The sequence below is a fragment of the Halomonas sp. 5021 genome, from assembly GCF_036663435.1.
GTDB lineage: Bacteria > Pseudomonadota > Gammaproteobacteria > Pseudomonadales > Halomonadaceae > Vreelandella > Vreelandella janggokensis.
Genome location: NZ_JAXOVU010000004.1, coordinates 202,289 through 221,679 on the forward strand (window position 1 = coordinate 202,289; position 19,391 = coordinate 221,679).

At 56.0% G+C, this 19,391-nt stretch carries 20 protein-coding genes and 1 other RNA gene; 15 read left to right on the plus strand and 6 right to left on the minus strand.

The features are described 5' to 3' along the window. The first annotated feature begins 56 nt into the window (after window positions 1–56). The 6 genes from phnC to R3F64_RS09570 all read left to right on the plus strand — a co-directional run bounded on the left by phnC (window position 57) and on the right by R3F64_RS09570 (window position 7,350). The gene (gene phnC, locus R3F64_RS09545; protein WP_264825346.1) at window positions 57–899 is read left to right on the plus strand and encodes a phosphonate ABC transporter ATP-binding protein; all 843 of its coding nucleotides are present in this window, start codon (window positions 57–59) and stop codon (window positions 897–899) included. Then, window positions 896–1,729: a phosphonate ABC transporter, permease protein PhnE gene (phnE, locus tag R3F64_RS09550; RefSeq protein ID WP_332611111.1), complete on the plus strand. Its 834-nt coding sequence runs from the start codon at window positions 896–898 to the stop codon at window positions 1,727–1,729. The genes phnC and phnE (R3F64_RS09550) overlap by 4 nt, the downstream gene beginning before the upstream one ends. A 46-nt stretch (window positions 1,730–1,775) precedes the next feature. After that, on the plus strand, window positions 1,776–2,591 hold the full coding sequence (gene phnE, locus R3F64_RS09555) for a phosphonate ABC transporter, permease protein PhnE (RefSeq protein ID WP_332611113.1): 816 nt from the start codon (window positions 1,776–1,778) through the stop codon (window positions 2,589–2,591). Window positions 2,592–2,658: 67 nt separating this feature from the next. Continuing rightward, complete coding sequence (locus tag R3F64_RS09560; protein ID WP_332611116.1) at window positions 2,659–3,138, plus strand: C40 family peptidase; 480 nt, start codon at window positions 2,659–2,661, stop codon at window positions 3,136–3,138. A gap of 246 nt (window positions 3,139–3,384) precedes the next feature. After that, on the plus strand, window positions 3,385–5,319 hold the full coding sequence (locus R3F64_RS09565; RefSeq protein ID WP_332611118.1) for a methyl-accepting chemotaxis protein: 1,935 nt from the start codon (window positions 3,385–3,387) through the stop codon (window positions 5,317–5,319). Between the two features lie 225 nt (window positions 5,320–5,544). Beyond that, window positions 5,545–7,350 (plus strand): putative bifunctional diguanylate cyclase/phosphodiesterase, encoded by a 1,806-nt coding sequence (locus tag R3F64_RS09570; protein WP_332611120.1) that lies wholly within the window; start codon window positions 5,545–5,547, stop codon window positions 7,348–7,350. Between the two features lie 16 nt (window positions 7,351–7,366). On the opposite strand, the gene R3F64_RS09575 is transcribed toward R3F64_RS09570, so the two are convergent. Next, window positions 7,367–8,014: a putative metalloprotease CJM1_0395 family protein gene (locus tag R3F64_RS09575; protein ID WP_332611122.1), complete on the minus strand. Its 648-nt coding sequence runs from the start codon at window positions 8,012–8,014 to the stop codon at window positions 7,367–7,369. A 108-nt stretch (window positions 8,015–8,122) separates the two neighbouring features. Here R3F64_RS09575 and R3F64_RS09580 point away from each other — a divergent pair, with 108 nt between their 5' ends. The 5 genes from R3F64_RS09580 (at window position 8,123) to R3F64_RS09600 (ending at window position 12,878) form a co-directional block, all read left to right on the plus strand. Continuing rightward, window positions 8,123–8,350: a DUF2835 domain-containing protein gene (locus R3F64_RS09580; protein ID WP_085917683.1), complete on the plus strand. Its 228-nt coding sequence runs from the start codon at window positions 8,123–8,125 to the stop codon at window positions 8,348–8,350. A gap of 6 nt (window positions 8,351–8,356) precedes the next feature. After that, complete coding sequence (locus tag R3F64_RS09585; RefSeq protein ID WP_085917684.1) at window positions 8,357–8,740, plus strand: hypothetical protein; 384 nt, start codon at window positions 8,357–8,359, stop codon at window positions 8,738–8,740. A 141-nt stretch (window positions 8,741–8,881) separates the two neighbouring features. After that, window positions 8,882–9,457 (plus strand): antibiotic biosynthesis monooxygenase, encoded by a 576-nt coding sequence (locus tag R3F64_RS09590; RefSeq protein ID WP_085917685.1) that lies wholly within the window; start codon window positions 8,882–8,884, stop codon window positions 9,455–9,457. A gap of 137 nt (window positions 9,458–9,594) precedes the next feature. After that, window positions 9,595–10,266: a glutathione S-transferase gene (locus R3F64_RS09595; protein WP_332611124.1), complete on the plus strand. Its 672-nt coding sequence runs from the start codon at window positions 9,595–9,597 to the stop codon at window positions 10,264–10,266. A gap of 119 nt (window positions 10,267–10,385) precedes the next feature. Continuing rightward, the gene (locus R3F64_RS09600) at window positions 10,386–12,878 is read left to right on the plus strand and encodes an EAL domain-containing protein (protein ID WP_442908824.1); all 2,493 of its coding nucleotides are present in this window, start codon (window positions 10,386–10,388) and stop codon (window positions 12,876–12,878) included. Window positions 12,879–12,914: 36 nt separating this feature from the next. Here the strand turns inward: R3F64_RS09600 and nhaD are convergent, their stop codons facing one another. Together nhaD and R3F64_RS09610 are read right to left on the minus strand one after the other, a co-directional pair. Continuing rightward, complete coding sequence (gene nhaD / locus R3F64_RS09605; protein WP_085917687.1) at window positions 12,915–14,390, minus strand: sodium:proton antiporter NhaD; 1,476 nt, start codon at window positions 14,388–14,390, stop codon at window positions 12,915–12,917. 179 nt (window positions 14,391–14,569) lie between these two features. Further along, complete coding sequence (locus R3F64_RS09610; protein ID WP_332611128.1) at window positions 14,570–15,535, minus strand: calcium/sodium antiporter; 966 nt, start codon at window positions 15,533–15,535, stop codon at window positions 14,570–14,572. Between the two features lie 188 nt (window positions 15,536–15,723). Between R3F64_RS09610 and R3F64_RS09615 the strand changes: the two genes are divergently transcribed. Further along, complete coding sequence (locus R3F64_RS09615) at window positions 15,724–16,458, plus strand: metal-binding protein ZinT (RefSeq protein ID WP_332611130.1); 735 nt, start codon at window positions 15,724–15,726, stop codon at window positions 16,456–16,458. Window positions 16,459–16,577: 119 nt separating this feature from the next. Beyond that, complete coding sequence (locus R3F64_RS09620) at window positions 16,578–17,006, plus strand: lysozyme inhibitor LprI family protein (RefSeq protein ID WP_264825356.1); 429 nt, start codon at window positions 16,578–16,580, stop codon at window positions 17,004–17,006. Window positions 17,007–17,081: 75 nt separating this feature from the next. On the opposite strand, the gene ssrA is transcribed toward R3F64_RS09620, so the two are convergent. Both ssrA and smpB read right to left on the minus strand, forming a co-directional pair. Next, window positions 17,082–17,459: a transfer-messenger RNA gene (gene ssrA / locus R3F64_RS09625) on the minus strand. A gap of 44 nt (window positions 17,460–17,503) precedes the next feature. Next, window positions 17,504–17,995: an SsrA-binding protein SmpB gene (gene smpB, locus R3F64_RS09630; RefSeq protein ID WP_085920333.1), complete on the minus strand. Its 492-nt coding sequence runs from the start codon at window positions 17,993–17,995 to the stop codon at window positions 17,504–17,506. 124 nt (window positions 17,996–18,119) lie between these two features. Here smpB and R3F64_RS09635 point away from each other — a divergent pair, with 124 nt between their 5' ends. Together R3F64_RS09635 and R3F64_RS09640 are read left to right on the plus strand one after the other, a co-directional pair. Continuing rightward, entirely contained in the window at window positions 18,120–18,554 is a 435-nt protein-coding gene (locus R3F64_RS09635; RefSeq protein WP_085920332.1) for a type II toxin-antitoxin system RatA family toxin, read from the plus strand. Next, window positions 18,544–18,861, plus strand: a complete 318-nt coding sequence (locus R3F64_RS09640) for an RnfH family protein (RefSeq protein ID WP_199284502.1) — start codon at window positions 18,544–18,546, stop codon at window positions 18,859–18,861. The genes R3F64_RS09635 and R3F64_RS09640 overlap by 11 nt, the downstream gene beginning before the upstream one ends. Before the next feature lie 17 nt (window positions 18,862–18,878). Here the strand turns inward: R3F64_RS09640 and R3F64_RS09645 are convergent, their stop codons facing one another. Beyond that, complete coding sequence (locus tag R3F64_RS09645) at window positions 18,879–19,322, minus strand: outer membrane protein assembly factor BamE (protein ID WP_085920330.1); 444 nt, start codon at window positions 19,320–19,322, stop codon at window positions 18,879–18,881. Window positions 19,323–19,391: the final 69 nt, after the last annotated feature.

Sequence of the window (19,391 nt, forward strand, 5' to 3'; positions counted from 1 at the left end):
AACCGGCCAGGAAGGCTCCCCTTTCTGGCCGTTTCTTTATATGTTTGAGGTGGAAAATGTTGACACTAAGCGGCGTAGCCAAGCGCTACCCCACCGGCGATCGGGCGCTGGCCAATATAGAGTTAACCCTGCCCAAGGGACAGGTGATGGCGCTGATCGGGCCATCCGGCGCCGGTAAAAGCACCCTGATTCGCTGTGTTAACCGGCTGGTGGAGCCTACCCAGGGCAGCATTCGCCTGGAAAATACCGAAATTACCAAGCTTTCCGGCCACAAGCTGCGCCATGCGCGGCGTTCCATGGGCATGATTTTCCAGGAGTATGCCCTGGTTGATCGACTCACCGTGATGGAAAACGTGCTCTCAGGTCAGTTGGGTTACGTGGGTTTCTGGCGCAGCTTTCTGCGCCGCTACCCTCAGGAAGCGGTCGTGGAAGCGTTTCGGCTGTTGGAGCGGGTTGGCTTGACGCACGCCATCGATAAGCGTGCCGATGCGCTATCGGGCGGTCAGCGTCAGCGTGTGGGGATCGCCCGGGCCCTGTTGCAGAGCCCCAAGCTGCTGTTGGTCGATGAACCCACCGCCAGCCTTGACCCGAAAACCTCTCGCCAAATCATGCGCTTGATTCGTGAGCTGTGTGCCGAGCGTGACCTGGCGGCGATTATCAATATCCATGATGTGGCGCTGGCGAAGCAGTTTGCCGACCGCATCGTCGGACTGCGGGCGGGGGAAATCGTCTTTGACGGTGACCCCAGTGAGCTCACCAGCGAGATTCTCACTACGATCTACGGCGAGGAGGACTGGGATACCACGCCCGAACCAATGGATGACGAGGTTAGCGATGACCCGCCCGATACAGCCTCGTACAGCGCGGCCCCCGCAATGGCCGTCGGAGGCGCACGATGAGCGAGCAGGCCGAGATGTTGACGGCGCGCCAGCAAGCGGCACACCGCGGCGAGTGGCGCCGGCTTCCACTGATCGCAAGCCCGCGATTGCGCTGGGGCATTGTCCTCGGAGTGGGGGTGTATCTTGTGTTGGCGCTCGCCTCGGTAGAGGTGGACTGGGAGCGCGTGGCTGAGGGGGCGGGCCGTGCGGTGAATTTTCTGGGCGCGTTTATGCAGCCCGATTTTGTCAGCCGTTACGACGATATCGTTGCGGGTTTGCTGGAAAGCTTGACCATGACGCTGACCTCCACGGTGATTGGGGTGCTGCTGGCGATACCCGTCGGGTTGGGGGGCGCGCGCAATATTGCGCCATTGCCGATTTACACAGTCTGCCGGGCGATCATTGCGGTGTCGCGCACTTTTCAGGAGGTCATCATCGCCATCCTGTTCGTGGTGATGTTCGGCTTTGGGCCTTTTGCCGGCATGATCACCCTGGCGTTTGCGACGATTGGTTTCATGGCCAAGCTGCTGGCCGAAGACATCGAGGACCTGGACTGGCGTCAGGTTGAGGCAGTGCGCGCCACGGGCGCCAACTGGTGGCAAACCATGAATCACGCGATTCAACCCCAGGTCATGCCACGTTTGATCGGGCTTTCCATGTACCGCCTGGATATCAACTTCCGCGAATCTTCGGTAATCGGGATTGTCGGGGCAGGCGGTATCGGCGCCACCTTGAACACCTCGCTGAGCCGCTACGAATACGATACCTCAGCGGCGATCCTGCTGATCATCATCGCCATCGTATTGCTGTGCGAGTACGCCTCTAGTCATGTCCGTCGCTGGACCCAGTAACCCCTGAATTAGTCTTTTCTGAATCGATACTTTGTGGAGTAGTTGAATGCCCGTTTCCACCTCATCTCAGGGTCAGCCGGTCTGGCGGCGGCGTACGACCCGCGTGCAATGGCTCCAGTACCTGGCCTGGCTGGCAGGGGTCAGCCTGTTTCTGCTCTGCTGGAAGCTGATTTCCGACAATACCATGTGGGTGTTCGTCGACGACGCTGGCCGCCAGGGAGCCGATCTGATCAGCCGCATGACCCCACCCGAGTGGGGCTATGCCAATGTGCTATGGAAGCCCATGTGGGACACCCTGAACATTGCCACCCTGGGCACGGCGCTGGGCATTGTCATGGCCTTTCCAGTGGCGTTTCTGGCGGCTCGCAATACGACACCGCATCCGCTTATACGCAGCGCCGCGTTGGTGGTGATTGTGTCGTCACGCTCGATCAACTCGCTGATCTGGGCAATGTTGCTGGTCACCATCCTGGGTCCCGGCGTGCTGGCAGGGATTATTGCCATCGCTCTGCGTTCCATCGGCTTTGTGGGTAAGCTGCTCTACGAATCCATCGAAGAGATTCATCCCACGCCGGTCGAGGCGATCAGCGCGACCGGTGCGAGCCGTATGCAGGTAATGAACTATGGTGTGTTGCCCCAGGTCATGCCAGCATTTGCCGGTATCAGCGTTTACCGTTGGGATATCAATATCCGCGAATCGACTGTGCTGGGCCTGGTGGGGGCGGGCGGTATCGGTTTGCAGTTGAACGCTTCGATCAACAGCCTTGCCTGGGATCAGGTCAGCGTGATTTTCGTCATGATCTTTGCCACCGTACTGGTGTCGGAGTGGATATCTGCCCGGGTACGCCACGCGATTATCTAATCGATTTGGCAGCGTCTCGATCTTTGCGCCATGCTATAGACTAACCGGTCAAAGTAGAGATGCCTCCATGCCCTTCGCGCGCAGCGTGCCTATTGTAGGTTTTTTAATCCTCATGATGGTGTCAGGCTGCGCCAGTCACAAGACAGACCTGAATGAACGCCTTGACGAGGCTGAGGGCTTGTCCATGGAGCGTGCGTTGATTCTTTCCCATGCCCAGCAAGCGCTGGGCACTCCCTACCGCTTTGGCGGTAACTCACCCGACGGTCTGGACTGCTCCGGACTGGTCGAGATGGTCTATCAAGCGGCGGGGATCCGTGTGCCTCGTACCGCCGACCAGCAGTTTCGCCAACTGCCAACGGCGAATGCTCCGCGCCCGGGTGATCTGCTGTTTTTTGGTTCACGCCAGAAAGCCACTCACGTGGGCATTTACCGCGGGCAGGGGCAGATGATTCACGCCCCCGGCAGCGGCCGTGAAGTGGTGAGCGTGCCGCTGGATATCGACTACTGGCAGCAACGCTTTCTGGGTGCCGCAAGCCCCGCTCCGTGAGCGCCCCACGATAGGTTTGAACGTGTCTAATAACTCTTTGGTTTCATGACCTGGGTCAATTAGCGTGCATTCCAGCTCCCTATAATATGCTTCGTTTTGACTACCTACCTAATCCATGAGCATTAAGCGTATTTAACTACGTGACATGATGCGGCACACTCAGTTCAAAGCGTTACACGACGCGATAACAAAAACGCGAGCATGCCGCTTACCTCACTAACGACGCTATCAGTTTGAGGCTAAGCAATGAAAACTATCGTTAACCGCATGCCGATGCGGCTCAAATTCGCCTGCGTGTTGCTATTGCCGTTGCTCGCGTTGGCCTGGTTTGCCATTCAGGGGATCATGGAACGTCGTACTTCGCTGCAGGAGTTTGACCGCCTCCATGCAATGACTGAGCTTGCTCAGCGTGCCGGTGATGTTGTTCATCAGATGCAGTTAGAGCGTGGGATGACGGCTGGATTTTTAGGCAGCGAGGGTGACGCGTTTGGCAACCGGCTTCGCCAGCAGCGACCCAATACCGATGAGGCCGCCGAGGCGTTTCATAACGAGCGGGCTTCCCTGGATCAATCGCAGCTGACGCTCTCCGTCCAGCAGCAACTGCGCGAGATTGATGAACGTTGGCAACGCCAGCCGGCGCTTCGCGATCGCGTTGATGACCTGGAGGTGACGATGGGGGAGGCGCTTGGTCACTATACCGGCATTAACGGCCAACTGATGGCGTTTGTAGGTACGTTGGCGCATCTCACTCAGGAAGGTGATATCACCCGCCAACTGAGCGCTTATTATCAGCTATTGGAAGCCAAGGACCTGGCCGGTATCGAACGGGCGCTGCTGTCGAATGCGTTTGCTGCGGATGGCATGTCAGCCGAGATGTTGCGACGCTTTTTATCACTGCTCGGCGAGGAACAGGCCTTTTTGGATAGCTTTCGGGTCCTGACCAGTGAAGCAAGTCGCGAACAGCTTGCTCAAGCGCTAAGCGGTGCGGAGATCGAGCGACTTCTGGAGCGGCGCGAACTTGCCATCAGCCAAGCCAGCGAGGGCGGCTACGGCGTGGACCCAGAGGAATGGTTCGAATGGCAGACAGTGAAGATCGGCCGTTTGAAGGCATTAGAAGACCAGGTGGCGGATTCGATAGTGACTCAAACAGCCGCGTTGCGTCAGGAAGCTCAGCAGGCGCTCTGGCAATATGCGGGGATTGCGCTGGTGGCCAGTATGGTGGCGATAGGCGTTGCCGCATTGATTGTACGGGCAATTACGCAACCGCTGCATCTGGCACTGTCCAGCATTGAGACGCGCGGTAACGATCTGACCCAGCGTTTGAAAGTGCCGGGTAGCGATGAATTATCGCAGCTGTATCGCGCCTTCAATGAATCGTCGGCGGTAACTGAGAACCTGGTGGCTGAGATCAAACACAACGCACAGTCGGTGGCGGTGGCCAGCAATCAGATCGCGCAAGGAAACCAGGACCTTGCTCAGCGGACGGAAGAGCAGTCTGCTTCGCTGGTACAGACCGCGTCGAGTATGGAGCAGATCACAGCGACGGTCCGCCAGAGCTCTGACAACGCCCAACAGGCTCAGAAGATGACTGGCGAAGTGGCCGAGGAAGCCAAAGAGGCGACTCATGTGGCGTCGCAAGCCCAGCAAGCCATGCAGCTCATTCAGCAAGCCAATGAACAAGTCACCAGCATTGTCGCGACGATTGACAATATTGCTTTCCAGACCAACTTGCTGGCGCTGAATGCCTCGGTTGAGGCCGCGCGAGCGGGTGAACATGGGCGTGGTTTCGCGGTGGTGGCCGATGAAGTACGCAAGCTGGCCAGCCGGAGCGCTGACGAAGCGAGCCAGATTCGTCAACTGGTCGATAACAACGTGAACAAGATTGCCGAGGGCGAAACCCTGGTAACATCGACCAACAATACGCTGGAACGTATCGCCCAGCGCGTTAAGCAGATGGCGGGCTTGATGGATGAGATGGCCTCGGCGACCCATGAGCAATCATCGGGCATTGAGGAAATTAATCGGGCCATGGTTCAACTGGAGGACGTCACTCAGCAAAATGCTTCCTTGGTGGAAGAAGTCGCGGCGGCCAGTCGTTCGCTGGATGAGCAGGCTGATGATATGACCCGAAGAATGAATACGTATCAGGTGCGCGACAGCCATCAAGTTATGCTTAGTTAGGCCGATATAAACCATAGAGGGCGCTGACTGGAGCGCCCTCTTGATATGAACTGTGACTGAAGGACAGTGCCTGGCGTTTTGTAATGCGTTGATTAGCGACGATTGTCGTGTCGCGCAGGGTTTAACAGTAGGTAATGATATAATGAACCTGCTGTGTATGGGGAGGCCTCTGACGCAGCTAAAAATACATTGACGACTATTATAAATTGAGGAGCGCTGGGACGTATGAGCCAGTCTTTCACGACGCCAAAGGCGCAGTCTTTGCCTCATTCCCATGCTTTATCGCTATCCCCAGGCGAAGCCGATGAGCCCGACGACTCGGGCGCTACTCGCCTGCCCGCCCTAGGACCCGCCCAAGCGGCTTTCCTGCATGCCAACGAGGCCATAATTATAACCGACGCAGAAAACCGCGTGATCGATGTCAATCCGGCCTTCAGTGAACTGACCGGCTGCATGCTGGACGCTGTGGAGGGCAAGACGCCCGAGGCATTCAGTATTCTGCCGTTGGACGATAGCCGCACCACCCGGTTGATGCGTGAAGAGCTTCATCTTCGTGATCGTAGTAAAAGTCAGGTGAGTTACTGTAGCCACGACGGTCAGTTTTATCCCGGCATGATGTCGATCAATCGGGTGCGCGACGCCGAGGGTAACGTTGATCACCATGTGATCGTACTGGCGGATCTATCCGCGATTCCTGCCCATGCGCGGCATCTTAACCGGGAAGTGTACTTTGATGCATTGACGGGACTGCCCAACCTGCAACTGCTGACACAGCTTATCCAGGAATCCATACAGCACGCTGAAAACAAGCAGCAGTCGCTGGCGGTATGTTCCCTGGATATCGACCTTTTTAAAGCCATCAACGACCGTCTTGGCTCCAGCGTGGGCGACGCGCTGCTCTCGAGCTTTGCGCAGCGTATCAGTCATCTGCTGTTTGGCGACGATGTGCTGGCTCGGGTAGGCGGTGATGAGTTTGTGCTGCTGCTCCATCATGGTGTGGACGACGTATTCCTCGAAAAGCTGCTGGCCTCCATTCGGAGACCGCTTTTCATTGAAGGACATACGGTCCACCTGACGGTCAGTCTGGGGGTGACGTTTTATCCTAACGACCCGGCGCAGGGCGATGGCTTGTTACGCCATGCCCATCAGGCGATGTACCGGGCCAAGCAGCGGGGGCGTGATAACTTCCATGTCTTTGATCCGAACCATGACCGTCTGCTGCAGGTCCGCCACGAGCAACGCCAGCGCTTTGTGGACGCATTGGCAAACGATGAGCTGCGGCTTTATTACCAGCCGCAAGTCGATATGCGTTCCGGGCAGGTCGTGGGGGTGGAAGCCCTGATTCGATGGCAGCACCCCGAAAGAGGACTGCTGGCACCCAGCCAGTTTCTGCCCACTATTGAGGCGACGCCGCTTGAGGTTGACCTGGGTGAGTGGGTGTTGAAAGAGGCGATGCGCCAACTGGTGAAGTGGAAAGCGGCGGGAATTTCGCTGCCCGTCAACGTCAATATCAGCCCCTCGCACTTGCTTCTGGACAACTTCAGCCAGCGCCTTGGTGAGTTGTTAGCGTGTTACCCCAGTGTGCCACCGGCCATGCTCAAGCTCGAAGTGCTTGAAAGCGCGGCGATGCATGACATTCAAGCGGCGTTGAACACCATGGCGAAATGCCAGGCCTTGGGGGTCAACTTTGCGATTGATGATTTTGGTACCGGCTTCTCATCACTAACCCACTTGCGCCAACTGCCGGTGAACCTGATCAAGATCGACCAGAGCTTTGTCCGCGATATGTTAAGCGATGCGGACGACATGGCGATTGTGGAAAGCGTGATCTATATGGCAAACCGCTTTCAGCGGCCGATGCTGGCGGAAGGGGTTGAGACGCTGGGGCATGCAAAAGCGCTGATCGCCCTGGGCTGTGAGTTGGCACAAGGTTACGGTATCGCACGCCCCATGCCTGCGACTGAATTGCCACAATGGCTAGCCGCGTGGCCGAGACGAGCCGATTGGAACGCGCTTGGAAAGATACATTAACAGTCAGGCGTAGGGCTTAAGCGGCGCTTGGCGCATTACTGGGGTTCAGTGCACTGTCAGTCATTGCATCGCTGGTCGGTGATTTACCTTCGGCGCTGGCGCGTGCCTGGGCCATTTCGCTTGTCTGCATGGCCGCTTCAAGCTTGGCTTCAAGCAGGTATTGCCTGGCCTGGGCGGCGACCTGATAATCCTTTGGCGAAGGATCGGCGGGAGCCAGCGCGGCGGCAATCACGGTTTGCATTTTCTCGATGGTGGCCTTGGGGTCGTTGGGCACCGGGCCGTAATTGATCGATACCTCGCCAGCAACAGCGTAGCGCTGGCCGTCAGGGCCTACCTCGTAATCGTAGCTTGCCCCGCCCGCATAAGCACCGCCAACCGTCTGGTGAGCCATCTCGTGTTGCCTGACGGCGCGGTCGGTCTGCTTGAGCTGCTCCAACTGTTCAATTTCTTCTGGGGCCATCGGCGTACCGTCGGCGCGCTTTGGGCCCGCAGACTCGCCGCTGGTCGCATTGTCGGATGAGACTTCGTCGGATGAGGCTTCTGGCTCTGCAGATGACGCGTTAGCCGCTTTGGGCTCAGCCGTTGTGACCTTGGCCGAACCTGCATTAAACGTGGGTGATGCCCAAGCGGATAGAGAGGCAGCTCCCAGCACGGCGATTGTCATGGCAAGCGCTCCATGAAAATAAAGAAGTATCGTAAAGTATCGGTGAGGCAAGTCGGTCGTGCAAGTTAACGTTGGACGAGTGAGCCTCAGAGGCGAGGAAAACAGGCGATGCAGACGATTGATGTGGTGATTAACCTCTCCTATGAGGCGTGCCTGGCGCACTACGAGGGGCGCATAGCCCAGGTCTATACGTACAGCCTTGACGGCCGACGGGTGGTGTTCCCGGCAGAAGCGCTGCGTCGTGTCATGACCCACGACGGCGTTTACGGTCACTATCGACTAAAGTTTTCTGAGACAGGCCGATTTATAAGTATTCATCCGCTTGGTATCTGTTGAGTTCATATGCCCGATACTAAATCTGACGTGTCACTACATGAGGTCGTCTACGAGGTGGTTCCCAACCTCAATATGGCCGAAAAGCTGGTCAACAATACCCTGGAAAGCATCATGGAGGCCGCCACTGATCCATTGGAGATTATGCGGCGCAAAGAACAGCAGGACGCTTTCCGTCTGGAAGTCCGTCTTGTGCGCATGCACCTTGAACATGTGTTGACGCGCCACCGCGAGGACGTAGCGGCTCTGGTGAGCACCGACGGCCGTGAAGGAGCTTCGATGGTGAAGCTTGACCGCAATGAAGCACAGGCGTTGCGCAGTGCCATTGACATTTATCAGCATGTGCGGGCGTATCAGCGGGGTGAACGCCGTCACCCTCTGGCGAGCCGTTAAGTTCTCCCCGCGGGTCCTGGCCACCAAAAGGCAACAGACTAGGCTATAATGATCGCTTCAATGAACGTCCTGGCTTACCCGCCGGGAACGTTGGCAGCCTGCCTATCCGGCGACGGCTGCTGAGCTATCAGGAGATATACCATGTCTGCCTCACCAGTCACCTTGATGGTGGCGCGTCGCGTCGCCAAAGAGCGTTATCCGCATTTCACCCGCTGGTTGAATGAAGGCCGCCATCTGGCCGCGGACTTCCCCGGTTATCTGGGGTCCGGGGTGTTGGCACCGCCCGCCGACGATGATGAATATCAGATTATATTTCGTTTCAGCAGTGCCGAGACACTGGCTGCCTGGGAACATTCGGCTTCCCGGCGTGCCTGGCTGGCCCGTGGCCAGGGCCTGTTTGATGCCCCGCATGAGCATCGCGCTGTTGGTCTCGATGCCTGGTTCCAGGCAAACTCGCCAGCGCCGCCCCGCTGGAAGCAGGCCGTGGCCGTGTGGCTCGCCTTTTTTCCTGTGTCGCTGCTTTTCCATTGGCTATTCGGTAGTACGTTCGCCAGTTGGCCGATGTTTCCACGGGTTATGGTCAGCACGCTGATGCTGACGCCGATCATGGTGTTCGTATTTATTCCACTCTCGATGCGGTTATTGGCGCCTTGGCTTGAAGGTAAGGTGTCACCATTGGACGTTCTCCTGCGGCGCCTTTCTGAACGAACTACCTAAGTTAACGTTAGCGTTGGCTGCCGGGTCATGGAGAGGTTTTCTTCTACGCGGCCAACGCTGCTATGCTGAATGGGCACAGTGAAAGGAAGACGGGCGCCAGTCCATGGCTGGCGTGCTCAATTGCCCATGGAGTGACTATGATCCACGTTCACCATCTGGAAAAGTCCCGCTCACACCGTATTTTGTGGCTCCTCGAAACGCTTGGGTTGGACTACGAGATCGTCGTTTATCAACGTGACGCTTCCACTCAGCAGGCCCCCGCATCGCTCAAGGAAGTACATCCGCTGGGTAAGTCGCCAGTGATCACAGACGGTGAGCTGACGGTTGCCGAGTCCGGCGCGATCATCGATTATCTATTACAGCGCTATGGCAACGGCCGCTGCCAGCCAAATAGCGATAATGCCAATGACTGGGTCGATTATCGTTACTGGTTGCACTATGCCGAAGGCTCCTTGATGCCACTGCTGGTCATGCAATTGGTGTTCGGACAACTTCCCAAGCGCGCGCCATGGTTGGTCAAGCCGGTCGCCAATGGCATTACTCAGACAGTTAACCGCACTTTCTTGCATCCGCAAATCAATCAGCACCTGCGCTTTATTGATGACTACCTGGCGTCACACGAGCATTTTGCAAGCCCGTGGCCGAGTGGGGCGGATGTGCAGATGAGCTTCCCCCTTCAGGCGGTAGCAGCAACACATTCCTTGTCGACGTACCCGGCAATTGCACGCTTCGTCGAGCGCGTTGAAGCTGACTCAGCCTGGCAGCGTGTTGTTGAGCGCGCAGGCCCGCTCACCATGCCCGGGGCGTAAGCAACATCATGGTAACGTTGACGGCAACCCGGTTAGGCCCCAACGTGAGCCTGTTACGAGATTATTGCATCGGCCGAGCGGTCCTCGCGCTTAGCAGCTTGCTGATAACCTCTGCGCTAATGGCAGATGAGTCTCTGCGTGTCGGTGTTTATCACAACCCGCCTAAACTGTTTCTGAATGACCAGCAGGACCTGGATGGTATTTTTGGCGATCTGCTATCGGCCATTGCCGAGCGTGAAGCCTGGCAGGTCGAGCCGATTGCTTGTGAATGGCAACGTTGCCTGTCGCTTCTTGAACGCGGTGATATCGATCTGTTACCCGATGTGGCATGGAGCGAGGCAAGGGCCGAACGATTCAGTTTTCATAGCGAACCCGCACTGCACAGCTGGTCACAAATTTACCAGCGGGAAGGGCTATCGATAGAGGCGGTGGTGGATTTAGCCGAACAGCGCGTGACGGTGGTCGATGGGTCAATTCAACAAGACCATCTATTAGCGCTTACCCAACGCTTTGATATACCGGTTGACTGGATCAACGTTCCGAATTTTGAAGAAGGCTTTGCAAAAGTTGCCAGCGGTGAGGCTGACGCCGCTGCAGCGAATCGTCAGTTTGGCGAGTGGCGCGCGGCTGAGGCAGGACTTGTTGATACCCCATTGATGTTTCAGCCCGTCCAGCTTTATTTTGCAGCGTCACCATCGCTTCCCCAAACGGTAATTGAGCGCCTTGATAACTATCTGATGCGCTGGAAAGCGGATACAGATTCGTTTTATTTTGCCACGCTTCAAGCCTGGCAGGCGGGAGCACCCAGTCCACCCGAGACCTCCAAGTGGCTGCGCTGGGGAGTGGCAGCATTGATTGGTTCACTGGTCGTGGCGCTGCTGGTGAACCTTTTATTGAAACGGCGTGTGGCCAGGCAGCGGGTACGGCTGGCAACCAATGAGGCCATGCTGAGCACGATTCTGGATACCGTGGATGCGTATATCTACATCAAATCGCCTGACCTGACATACCAGTATGTCAATCATCGCATTTGCGAGCTTTTTGGTCGTCCCGCAGAGGCAGTGATAGGGCAGCGCGACGACGTTTTTTTTGACCCTGCGACGGCTGCCGAAATTGTCCAGGTAGACCGCCGCGTATTGGCGTCGGGTGAAAAAGTCACCTTGGAAGAAAGCAATGTCCTCAGGCACGACGACCGGGTAAGAACCTTCTTGTCGATCAAGATGCCGCTGACGTTAACGCCGGGTAAGCCACCTTCCTTGTGTGGGATCTCGACCGAATTGACCGAGTATCTGGAGATGCAGTCCCATACGCATTATCTGGCGTATTACGATGCCTTGACGGGCCTGCCTAACCGACGTCTGCTGATGGAGTCCCTGGCCACTACCATAGAGGAAGACGGGCAGAGCAAGCAGTTCGGTGTGCTGATGGTCGTTGACCTCGATAATTTCCGGTTGGTCAACGATCTGCAAGGGCACGCCAGCGGCGACCAGCTGTTGATCAATGTGGCTGAACAACTCCGCCAGGCGTTGGAAAAAGATGCCATTTTGGCGCGCTTCAGTAGTGATGAATTCGTGGTGCTGGTCAACCAGTTGGACCCCCAGCAGGAGGAGGCTGCCGCAAAGGCCGAGCGCATCGCGCGACAGCTGATGATGAAAGTTCACGAATTACGCAATAGCCGCTCATTGCCCATTAGCGCAAGCGTAGGGTTGGCACTTTTTAGCGGCGAATCGAGTTCGCTTGATGCCGTCCTTCAGCAGGCGGACATGGCGCTTCAGCAGGCCAAGGCGTCGGGCGGCAATACGCTGCGCTTTTTCAACCCCGATATGCAGGCCAGCGTGCTGGAGCGGGCGAATCTGGAAGCCGACCTCCACCATGCCCTGGCTCGCCATGAGCTACAGCTGCATTACCAGATTCAGGTGAACCACAAGGGCGTCACGACCGGCGTCGAAGCGTTACTCCGCTGGTATCACCCGACACGTGGCTGGGTTTCGCCCGCCGAATTCATTCCGCTAGCTGAAGAAAGCGGCCTGATTATTCCGATTGGCGACTGGGTGTTGACCCAGGCTTGCCAGCAACTTGCCCGGTGGTCGCGGCAAACCGCCTACGCACCGCTGACGATTTCGGTCAACGTCAGTTCGGTTCAGTTCCAGCAGCCCGACTTTATCAATCTCGTGGAAAATCGCCTCAAGCAGACGCAAGCACCTGCTAATCGATTGGTGTTGGAAGTCACCGAAAGTCTACTGATGCGCGAGCCGACCCGTGTGCGTCACACCATGCTCAAGTTGCGAGAACAGGGCGTTCGCTTTGCCTTGGATGATTTTGGTACTGGGTATTCGTCCCTTAGCTATCTAAAGCGGCTGCCTCTCGATGAGCTAAAGATCGATCAATCGTTTATCCGTGAGTTGCTGACGGATAAGGCCGACGCCGCGATTGTCGATACGATCATTCTTCTGGCTGTCAGCTTGGGGTTGGTGGTAGTGGCCGAAGGCGTGGAAACCCAGGCACAGTTGGATTGGTTAAAAGGCCATGGCTGCTATCGCTATCAAGGCTATTTGCTGGATCATCCCAAGCCCATTGATGACCTGTTTGATGAAAAAAAGCCCCGCCGCTAAGAGCGGCAGGGCATGAATCAAAAACGCCTGGTAGGGCTAGCCAAACAAGGCAAAGCTCTCCGCATTCAGCCACATATGAACCAGGATACTGGCAGCGTAACCCAGCAGAATGACCGGCGACCACTTCAAGTGGCCCAGGAAGGTATAGGCGCCACGTGCCTGGCCCATGACCGCCACACCTGCCGCGGAACCAATCGATAACAAGCTGCCGCCGACCCCGGCGGTGAGGGTGATGAGCAACCAGTGCCCATGTGACATATCGGGTTCCATGGTCAGGACGGCAAACATCACGGGAATATTATCGACCACGGCGGAGACGATGCCGAGCACAATATTGGCCGCTGTGGGGTTCCAGCCGAGATATAGCGCTTCCGAGAGCAAGCCGAGGTAGCCCATAAAGCCCAGCCCGCCAACACACATCACCACGCCGTAGAAAAACAGCAGCGTATCCCACTCGGCGCGCGCCACCCGGTTGAAGACATCGAACGGCACGACGCTACCTAGCTGCTCCAGCTTCTTGTTGTCGCCACGACGGCTGTAGCGCTCGCGCTTGCGCTCCAATGAGCGCGGCAGGCTGCGGCGCAGGTAATAGCCAAAGAACTGCAGATAGCCGAGACCCGTCATCATGCCCAGCACCGGGGGCAGGTGCAGTAGCGTATGGCAAAGTACGGCGGTGGTGATCGTCAGTAAGAAAAGCGCCACAATGCGCCGGGCACCGCGCTTCATCCAGACGTCTTCTTGTACGCTTTCCGGCTTCTTGTTGGGAATGAAAAAACTCATGATCACGGCAGGAATCAGGAAATTGACCAGCGCCGGAACGAACAGAATAAAGAAGTCCTGGAACGGCACAATACCCGCTTGCCAGACCATTAGCGTCGTAATATCACCGAAAGGACTGAAGGCACCCCCCGCGTTGGCGGCCACCACGATATTGATACACGCAACGTTGATAAAGCGCTTATCACCCTCGGCGACTTTGGTAACCACCGCACACATCAGCAGGGCCGTGGTCAGGTTGTCGGCAATCGGCGATAGAATGAAGGCAAGTCCACCCGTTAACCAGAAGAGCGAACGGTAATTGAACCCTTTGCGCAGCATCCAGGAACGTAGCGCATCAAATACCCGGCGTTCTTCCAGGGCGTTGATATACGTCATGGCCACCAGCAAGAACAGCATCAGCTCGGTGAACTCCAAGAGCGTCACGCGGAAGGCGTGCTCAGATGCCTCCGACATGCCGTTTTGGACATACACCCAGCCGATGAGGCTCCAGATAATACCGGCGGCGACCAGCACGGGTTTGGACTTGCGCATGTGTATCTTTTCTTCTGCCATGACCAATGCATAGGCCAGGACAAAAATACCCAATGCAAAAAAGCCGACCACCGATTGGGTCAGGTCCAGCTCACCCGTAACGGCTAGAACGGCGGGGCTAAAAACCAGCAGCAGGGCTGCCAACAAAAAAAGCCAGCGACGATCGAATCGTGGCTGGCAGGAGGGGCGAAAAAAAGGCATGACGACGCGTTTCCTTTCATTAGGATTATAGGAGGATTTGTAAGCCGCGTTAGTCTATCAGCCTGTACTGCATTGCAATATGTAATAAAAGCGAATGAATATTACGGTGCTTAACCGTTAAAGATCATTTTTTAGCAAATTAACCTTTTAGGTAATGGTCATTTGGTGAATCTTGCTTATTAGACAGCATTGATTATTGTAAAGCTTAAAGCCAAATATATAATGTAGCCTGCTAATAATAAAGCACCCTCAAGACGCGATAGCCGCATACCGGTATACAGAAAAAACACCAATAAGCCCGCAGCGCCCAGCATCACCCACTGATCGAACATGGTCACGCGTGCTGCGATGGGCAGAGGTTGTAAAAACGCCGAAATACCTAAAATACCGAGAATATTAAAGATATTGCTGCCCAGAATGTTGCCTACGGCAACATCGGCATGACGCCGTAAAGCGGCGATAACCGACACGGCCATTTCCGGTAGCGATGTGCCTACGGCCACAATGGTCAAGCCAATCACCGCTTCTGAAATGCCCATGGCGTTGGCCAGCCCAATCGCACCATAGAGTAATAACTGGGAACCGCCGATCAGTAAGCCAAGACCCAGCATCAGTGCAATGATAATCCCTAAAGACGTTCTGGGCAGTGCGTTCAGCTCATCCGCTTCTGAGGCGTGCATCTGGGCAGCAGGAATTGTCTGCTGTTGTTCGCTGAGGTATGCCCAAACGAGATAGCTGATCAATCCAGCCAGGAAAAGGGCGGCATCAAAGCGTCCCAGGGCACCCCCCCACGCCAAGCCAATAAACAACACGCTCGCCGCGACCATTACGACCCCGTCTCGGCTAAGCGCCTTGGGTTGAACGGTCATCGGGCAAATGACAGCACATAAACCCAGAATCAATAAGATATTACCGATATTGCTGCCGACGATATTGCCCACGGCAATATCGGGCTGTTGGTTGATGGCCGCGTGTATCGATACCACCAACTCGGGAGCTGAGGTGCCAAACCCCACGACCACCAACCCGGTCAAAAGGGGAGAGACGCCTACTCGTCGCGCGCCTGCCACGGCACCGCGTATCAAGGCTTCTCCGCCCAGGGTCAAAAAGCCTATACCCACCAATAAGCTTAAAGCATGTAGCATGTTGCGTTTTCCCTTCGGTGTTGGCCCGCAAGCATCAGGCGTTGGCATAACATAGCGGAGAGTATCGGTTTCCGCCTAGCATTTTTGAGGGCGACAAGGTCGTACGGATCATTGACGTTTGTTATGTTATAACTTATCTTTTGTTTCGACATTCCAGTCTTGTGATTTTGCAGAGGAAATATATCGACATGTTGATGACATATCGTCAAAAAGCGAGTGCCGTTGCGCTAAGTGCTTTGCTGATTACGGGTGTTCAAAGTGTGCAGGCCAATGACCATGACCATTCGCACGATCATGACCATGCTCACGACCACGACCACGACCACGACCACGACCACGACCACGACCACGACCACGACCACGACCACGACCACGACCACAGCCATGACAGCGATATCTATGCAGGCTACTTTGACGACGAGCAAGTAAAGGCTCGCCCTCTTTCAGACTGGGAGGGTGACTGGCAGTCCGTCTACCCATACCTGGAAGACGGTACGTTGGACGAGGTATTTGCCTATAAAGCCTCGGAAGGCGATAAAACGGCTGAAGAGTACAAGGCGTATTATGAGACGGGGTATCAAACGGACGTGAACCGTATCGTGATCGACGGGCAAAACGTCACTTTCCATGAGGACGGAGAGCAGCGTACGGGAGAATATCAATATGATGGCTATGAGATATTGACCTACGAGGCCGGCAACCGGGGTGTCCGCTTTATCTTCGAGCTTGAAGAGGCATCTGATGACCTGCCGCAATATATCCAGTTTAGCGATCACAGCATCTATCCCACCGATGCGTCCCATTTCCACCTCTACTGGGGCGACGGTCGCGAAGCGCTGCTGGAAGAGGTCACTAACTGGCCGACGTACTATCCTTCGGCGCTGGATGGTGATGAGATCGTCGATGAAATGCTGGCGCACTGATATTGATGGTCGAGACGGACCTCCTGCTTTCTGGTAGGTTCGGCATTGTGAAAAAGCGCTGGCAGAAATGCCGGCGCTTTGCTTGTATGGGGTGAAACAAAACAGTGAAGAGTCGACCCATGACGCCCTATTGGCCTTTATCAATCGCAATGGCTTCATTTTCACGCTTGCTGGGGGTCGGGCTTTTGGCCTCGAGTAGTGTGGTAACCGCAGATACGGGGTGCGACAACGCGAGCACCCAGTTAGCACTAACGGAATGTTCTGCGCAGGCGTATCAATCAGCCGATGATGAGCTTAACGACGCGTATCAGTCGCTTGTCCGCAAACTGGAGGCAAGTCCAGCAACGCTCGAACAACTGCGAAAAGCCCAGCGGGCCTGGATCAGCTTTCGCGATGCCGAATGCGCGCTCGAGAGCAGCGGCGTAGAAGGTGGCAGCGCACAACCCATGGTCCGTAACGGATGCCTTGCCACGCTGACAAAGCGGCGCACGGAGAGGCTACGGGAGCATGCGCATTGCGAAGAAGGCGACTTGAGCTGCCCACGCTAATGACACGGGTTGATGTGATGCAAGGCGTACAGACACAAAAAAAGCACCCGTAGGTGCTTGATTTGAAGGGGTGTCTGGTGGAGGCGGCGGGAATTGAACCCGCGTCCGCCAGCACTCGCCCATTGGCTCTACATGCTTAGATTTCGTCTTTTGCTTTAACTCGGCTGACTCCGACGATCAGGATTCAGCCTTGCGAGTCTTCTAAAGTTTAACGATTGACGAGAAGACACCGCCAACCGCGGTCCTATCAGCTTTAGCTCGTATCCCCTCAGCGATGGACAGGCACATCGCCTTGGGGCCGGACAAGAAGCTACCAGCTTACGCTGCTAGCGCGCCCTGAGCATAGTTTTCGTCGTTTGCGACTATTTTTCGTGATGTGGTATTTACGAGATACATCACACTCTCGGCATGCACCGCAGGGTTTGTCACCGGCGTCGAAACCATGTCGCCCCCTTAGTTACCTGAGCATTCTAACGTGCTCACCCGAAATTGACCAGCTATGCCTTGTTATGTTCCCGCATGATTCTACCTTTTTGACGATTCCAGTCGCGGTCCTTCTCGGTGGCCCGCTTGTCGTGGATTTTCTTGCCGGTGACCAGGGCGAGTTCGCACTTCACCTTGTTGCGCTTCCAGTAAAGCTTCAGGGGGACGCAGGTGTGGCCCTTATCCTGAGTCACAGAGAATATCTTGGCGATTTCTTTGCGATGCAGGAGCAATTTTCGCGTCCGCGTAGGGTCGGCGATTTCATGGGTGCTCGCGGTGTTCAGCGGCATGATATGGCTACCCAGCAGCCACGCTTCGCCATTGCGAATTAAAATATACGTGTCTGTTAACTGTCCTTTGCCTGCGCGAAGGCTTTTGACTTCCCATCCTGCCAGCGATAAACCCGCTTCGAAGGTTTCATTGATATGATACTCAAAGCGTGCCTTCTTGTTCTGGGCAATAACGTTGCTGGTAGGGCCTTTGCTCTTACCTTTTTTCGTGGCCATGAAACCTCATATTCGATCTGTCTGTGACACCCCCTTCGTTATGTGGGGAGGCATGATACCATTCAAGGTCTTAACTATGGTCCCATGATACGCCTTGGGCACTGTGAAGTCAGCGGAGAGGTCAATGCCAACCGTCAATCGTTCCGCCTTGGTGCGGCACACCCCGAAACAAATGTTCGATCTGGTCAACGACTTCGAACGCTATCCAGAGTTCTTGCCGGGTTGTCGGCGTGCGCGTCTGCTCGAGCACGACGCCGATCATTTGATCGGCGAAATGACCCTGGGGCGCGCCGGCGTTGAGCAATCGATCACTACCCGCAACGACCTATTTGCTCCCGAACGTATTGAAATGTCCTTGGTTAGCGGTCCTTTCAAACGTTTGAAAGGGCGCTGGCAATTCATTCCGATGGGTGATGGTGCGTGCAAGGTGAGCCTGGACATGGAATTCGAATTTGCCAACCGACTGTTGGGCATGGCATTCGGCAGGTTGTTCCAGCAGATTGCCGGGCAGTTAGTGGAGGCTTTTACCCGCCGCGCCGACGAGATCCATGGCCGATGACGCCGTTGCCATCGAGGTGGCGTTTGGTCTTCCGCACAAGCAGCGCCTGGTTGCACTGAGCGTGCCGCCGGGGACGACGGCGCGTGAAGCTGTCGCCCTGGCAGATTTGCCCCACCTGTTCCCCGAGCTGGCCCCTGAAACGTTTGCAAACGCGCCGTTGGGCATCTTCGGTCAGGCGCTACGCGATCCATCGCGGTATGAAGTCGCCCCTGGCGATCGGGTTGAGGTTTACCGGCCATTGCTGATTGACCCCAAGGCCGCTCGCCGTGAACGTGCAAAACGCCAGGCGAGCGGGAGCGCCGATTAAGACGACGACTCGCGTCATCAATTGGTGGTATTGGGCGTTGTGTTTTGCCTCGGCTCGTTAGGGATCGCTTCAGTGGGATCGGTGATGTCCGGTGCCGGCCCGCTAGTGGTGTCGGCCTCCAGAGGTAGGTCCTCAGATAAATCGCCTTCCTGATCGATATTGGCAAGCCGCCCCTGGTCATCAAATGTCAGCGTGACACGCCGCTGTTCAACCCCTGCGTAAGCTTTGTCGAGCCGGAACACGTAATCCCACTCGCGAGCATCAAAGGGCGCTTCAAGCAGTGGGCGGCCCATCACATAGGTCACCTGTTCCTGGGTCATCCCCGGTTGCAGTTGGTCGACCATTTCCTCGGTGACCAGGTTGCCTTGCGGGATGTCGCGTTTATACACGCCAACGTAGCTACAGCCGCTGATCACGGCAATGGAGACGGAAAGCGTAATGATTCGAGTCAATTTTTGCATTTGAGCCTATTCTTCACTATCGTGGTTTCGGTCGATCATACCCGACCTAACCTGTTACTGCGAAGAGCA

Excerpts from the sequence above, each read along its gene's own strand:
- R3F64_RS09565 (WP_332611118.1), top strand. The coding sequence starts at position 3,385 with ATGAAAACTATCGTTAACCGCATGCCGATGCGGCTCAAATTCGCCTGC.
- R3F64_RS09570 (WP_332611120.1), top strand. The coding sequence starts at position 5,545 with ATGAGCCAGTCTTTCACGACGCCAAAGGCGCAGTCTTTGCCTCATTCC.
- R3F64_RS09585 (WP_085917684.1), top strand. The coding sequence starts at position 8,357 with ATGCCCGATACTAAATCTGACGTGTCACTACATGAGGTCGTCTACGAG.
- R3F64_RS09610 (WP_332611128.1), bottom strand. The coding sequence starts at position 15,535 with ATGCTACATGCTTTAAGCTTATTGGTGGGTATAGGCTTTTTGACCCTG.
- R3F64_RS09580 (WP_085917683.1), top strand. The coding sequence starts at position 8,123 with ATGCAGACGATTGATGTGGTGATTAACCTCTCCTATGAGGCGTGCCTG.
- phnE (WP_332611113.1), top strand. The coding sequence starts at position 1,776 with ATGCCCGTTTCCACCTCATCTCAGGGTCAGCCGGTCTGGCGGCGGCGT.
- phnC (WP_264825346.1), top strand. The coding sequence starts at position 57 with ATGTTGACACTAAGCGGCGTAGCCAAGCGCTACCCCACCGGCGATCGG.
- R3F64_RS09645 (WP_085920330.1), bottom strand. The coding sequence starts at position 19,322 with ATGCAAAAATTGACTCGAATCATTACGCTTTCCGTCTCCATTGCCGTG.
- R3F64_RS09615 (WP_332611130.1), top strand. The coding sequence starts at position 15,724 with ATGTTGATGACATATCGTCAAAAAGCGAGTGCCGTTGCGCTAAGTGCT.
- nhaD (WP_085917687.1), bottom strand. The coding sequence starts at position 14,390 with ATGCCTTTTTTTCGCCCCTCCTGCCAGCCACGATTCGATCGTCGCTGG.
- R3F64_RS09635 (WP_085920332.1), top strand. The coding sequence starts at position 18,120 with ATGCCAACCGTCAATCGTTCCGCCTTGGTGCGGCACACCCCGAAACAA.
- R3F64_RS09575 (WP_332611122.1), bottom strand. The coding sequence starts at position 8,014 with ATGACAATCGCCGTGCTGGGAGCTGCCTCTCTATCCGCTTGGGCATCA.
- R3F64_RS09640 (WP_199284502.1), top strand. The coding sequence starts at position 18,544 with ATGGCCGATGACGCCGTTGCCATCGAGGTGGCGTTTGGTCTTCCGCAC.
- R3F64_RS09560 (WP_332611116.1), top strand. The coding sequence starts at position 2,659 with ATGCCCTTCGCGCGCAGCGTGCCTATTGTAGGTTTTTTAATCCTCATG.
- R3F64_RS09590 (WP_085917685.1), top strand. The coding sequence starts at position 8,882 with ATGTCTGCCTCACCAGTCACCTTGATGGTGGCGCGTCGCGTCGCCAAA.
- R3F64_RS09600 (WP_442908824.1), top strand. The coding sequence starts at position 10,386 with ATGGCAGATGAGTCTCTGCGTGTCGGTGTTTATCACAACCCGCCTAAA.
- smpB (WP_085920333.1), bottom strand. The coding sequence starts at position 17,995 with ATGGCCACGAAAAAAGGTAAGAGCAAAGGCCCTACCAGCAACGTTATT.
- R3F64_RS09595 (WP_332611124.1), top strand. The coding sequence starts at position 9,595 with ATGATCCACGTTCACCATCTGGAAAAGTCCCGCTCACACCGTATTTTG.
- R3F64_RS09620 (WP_264825356.1), top strand. The coding sequence starts at position 16,578 with ATGACGCCCTATTGGCCTTTATCAATCGCAATGGCTTCATTTTCACGC.
- phnE (WP_332611111.1), top strand. The coding sequence starts at position 896 with ATGAGCGAGCAGGCCGAGATGTTGACGGCGCGCCAGCAAGCGGCACAC.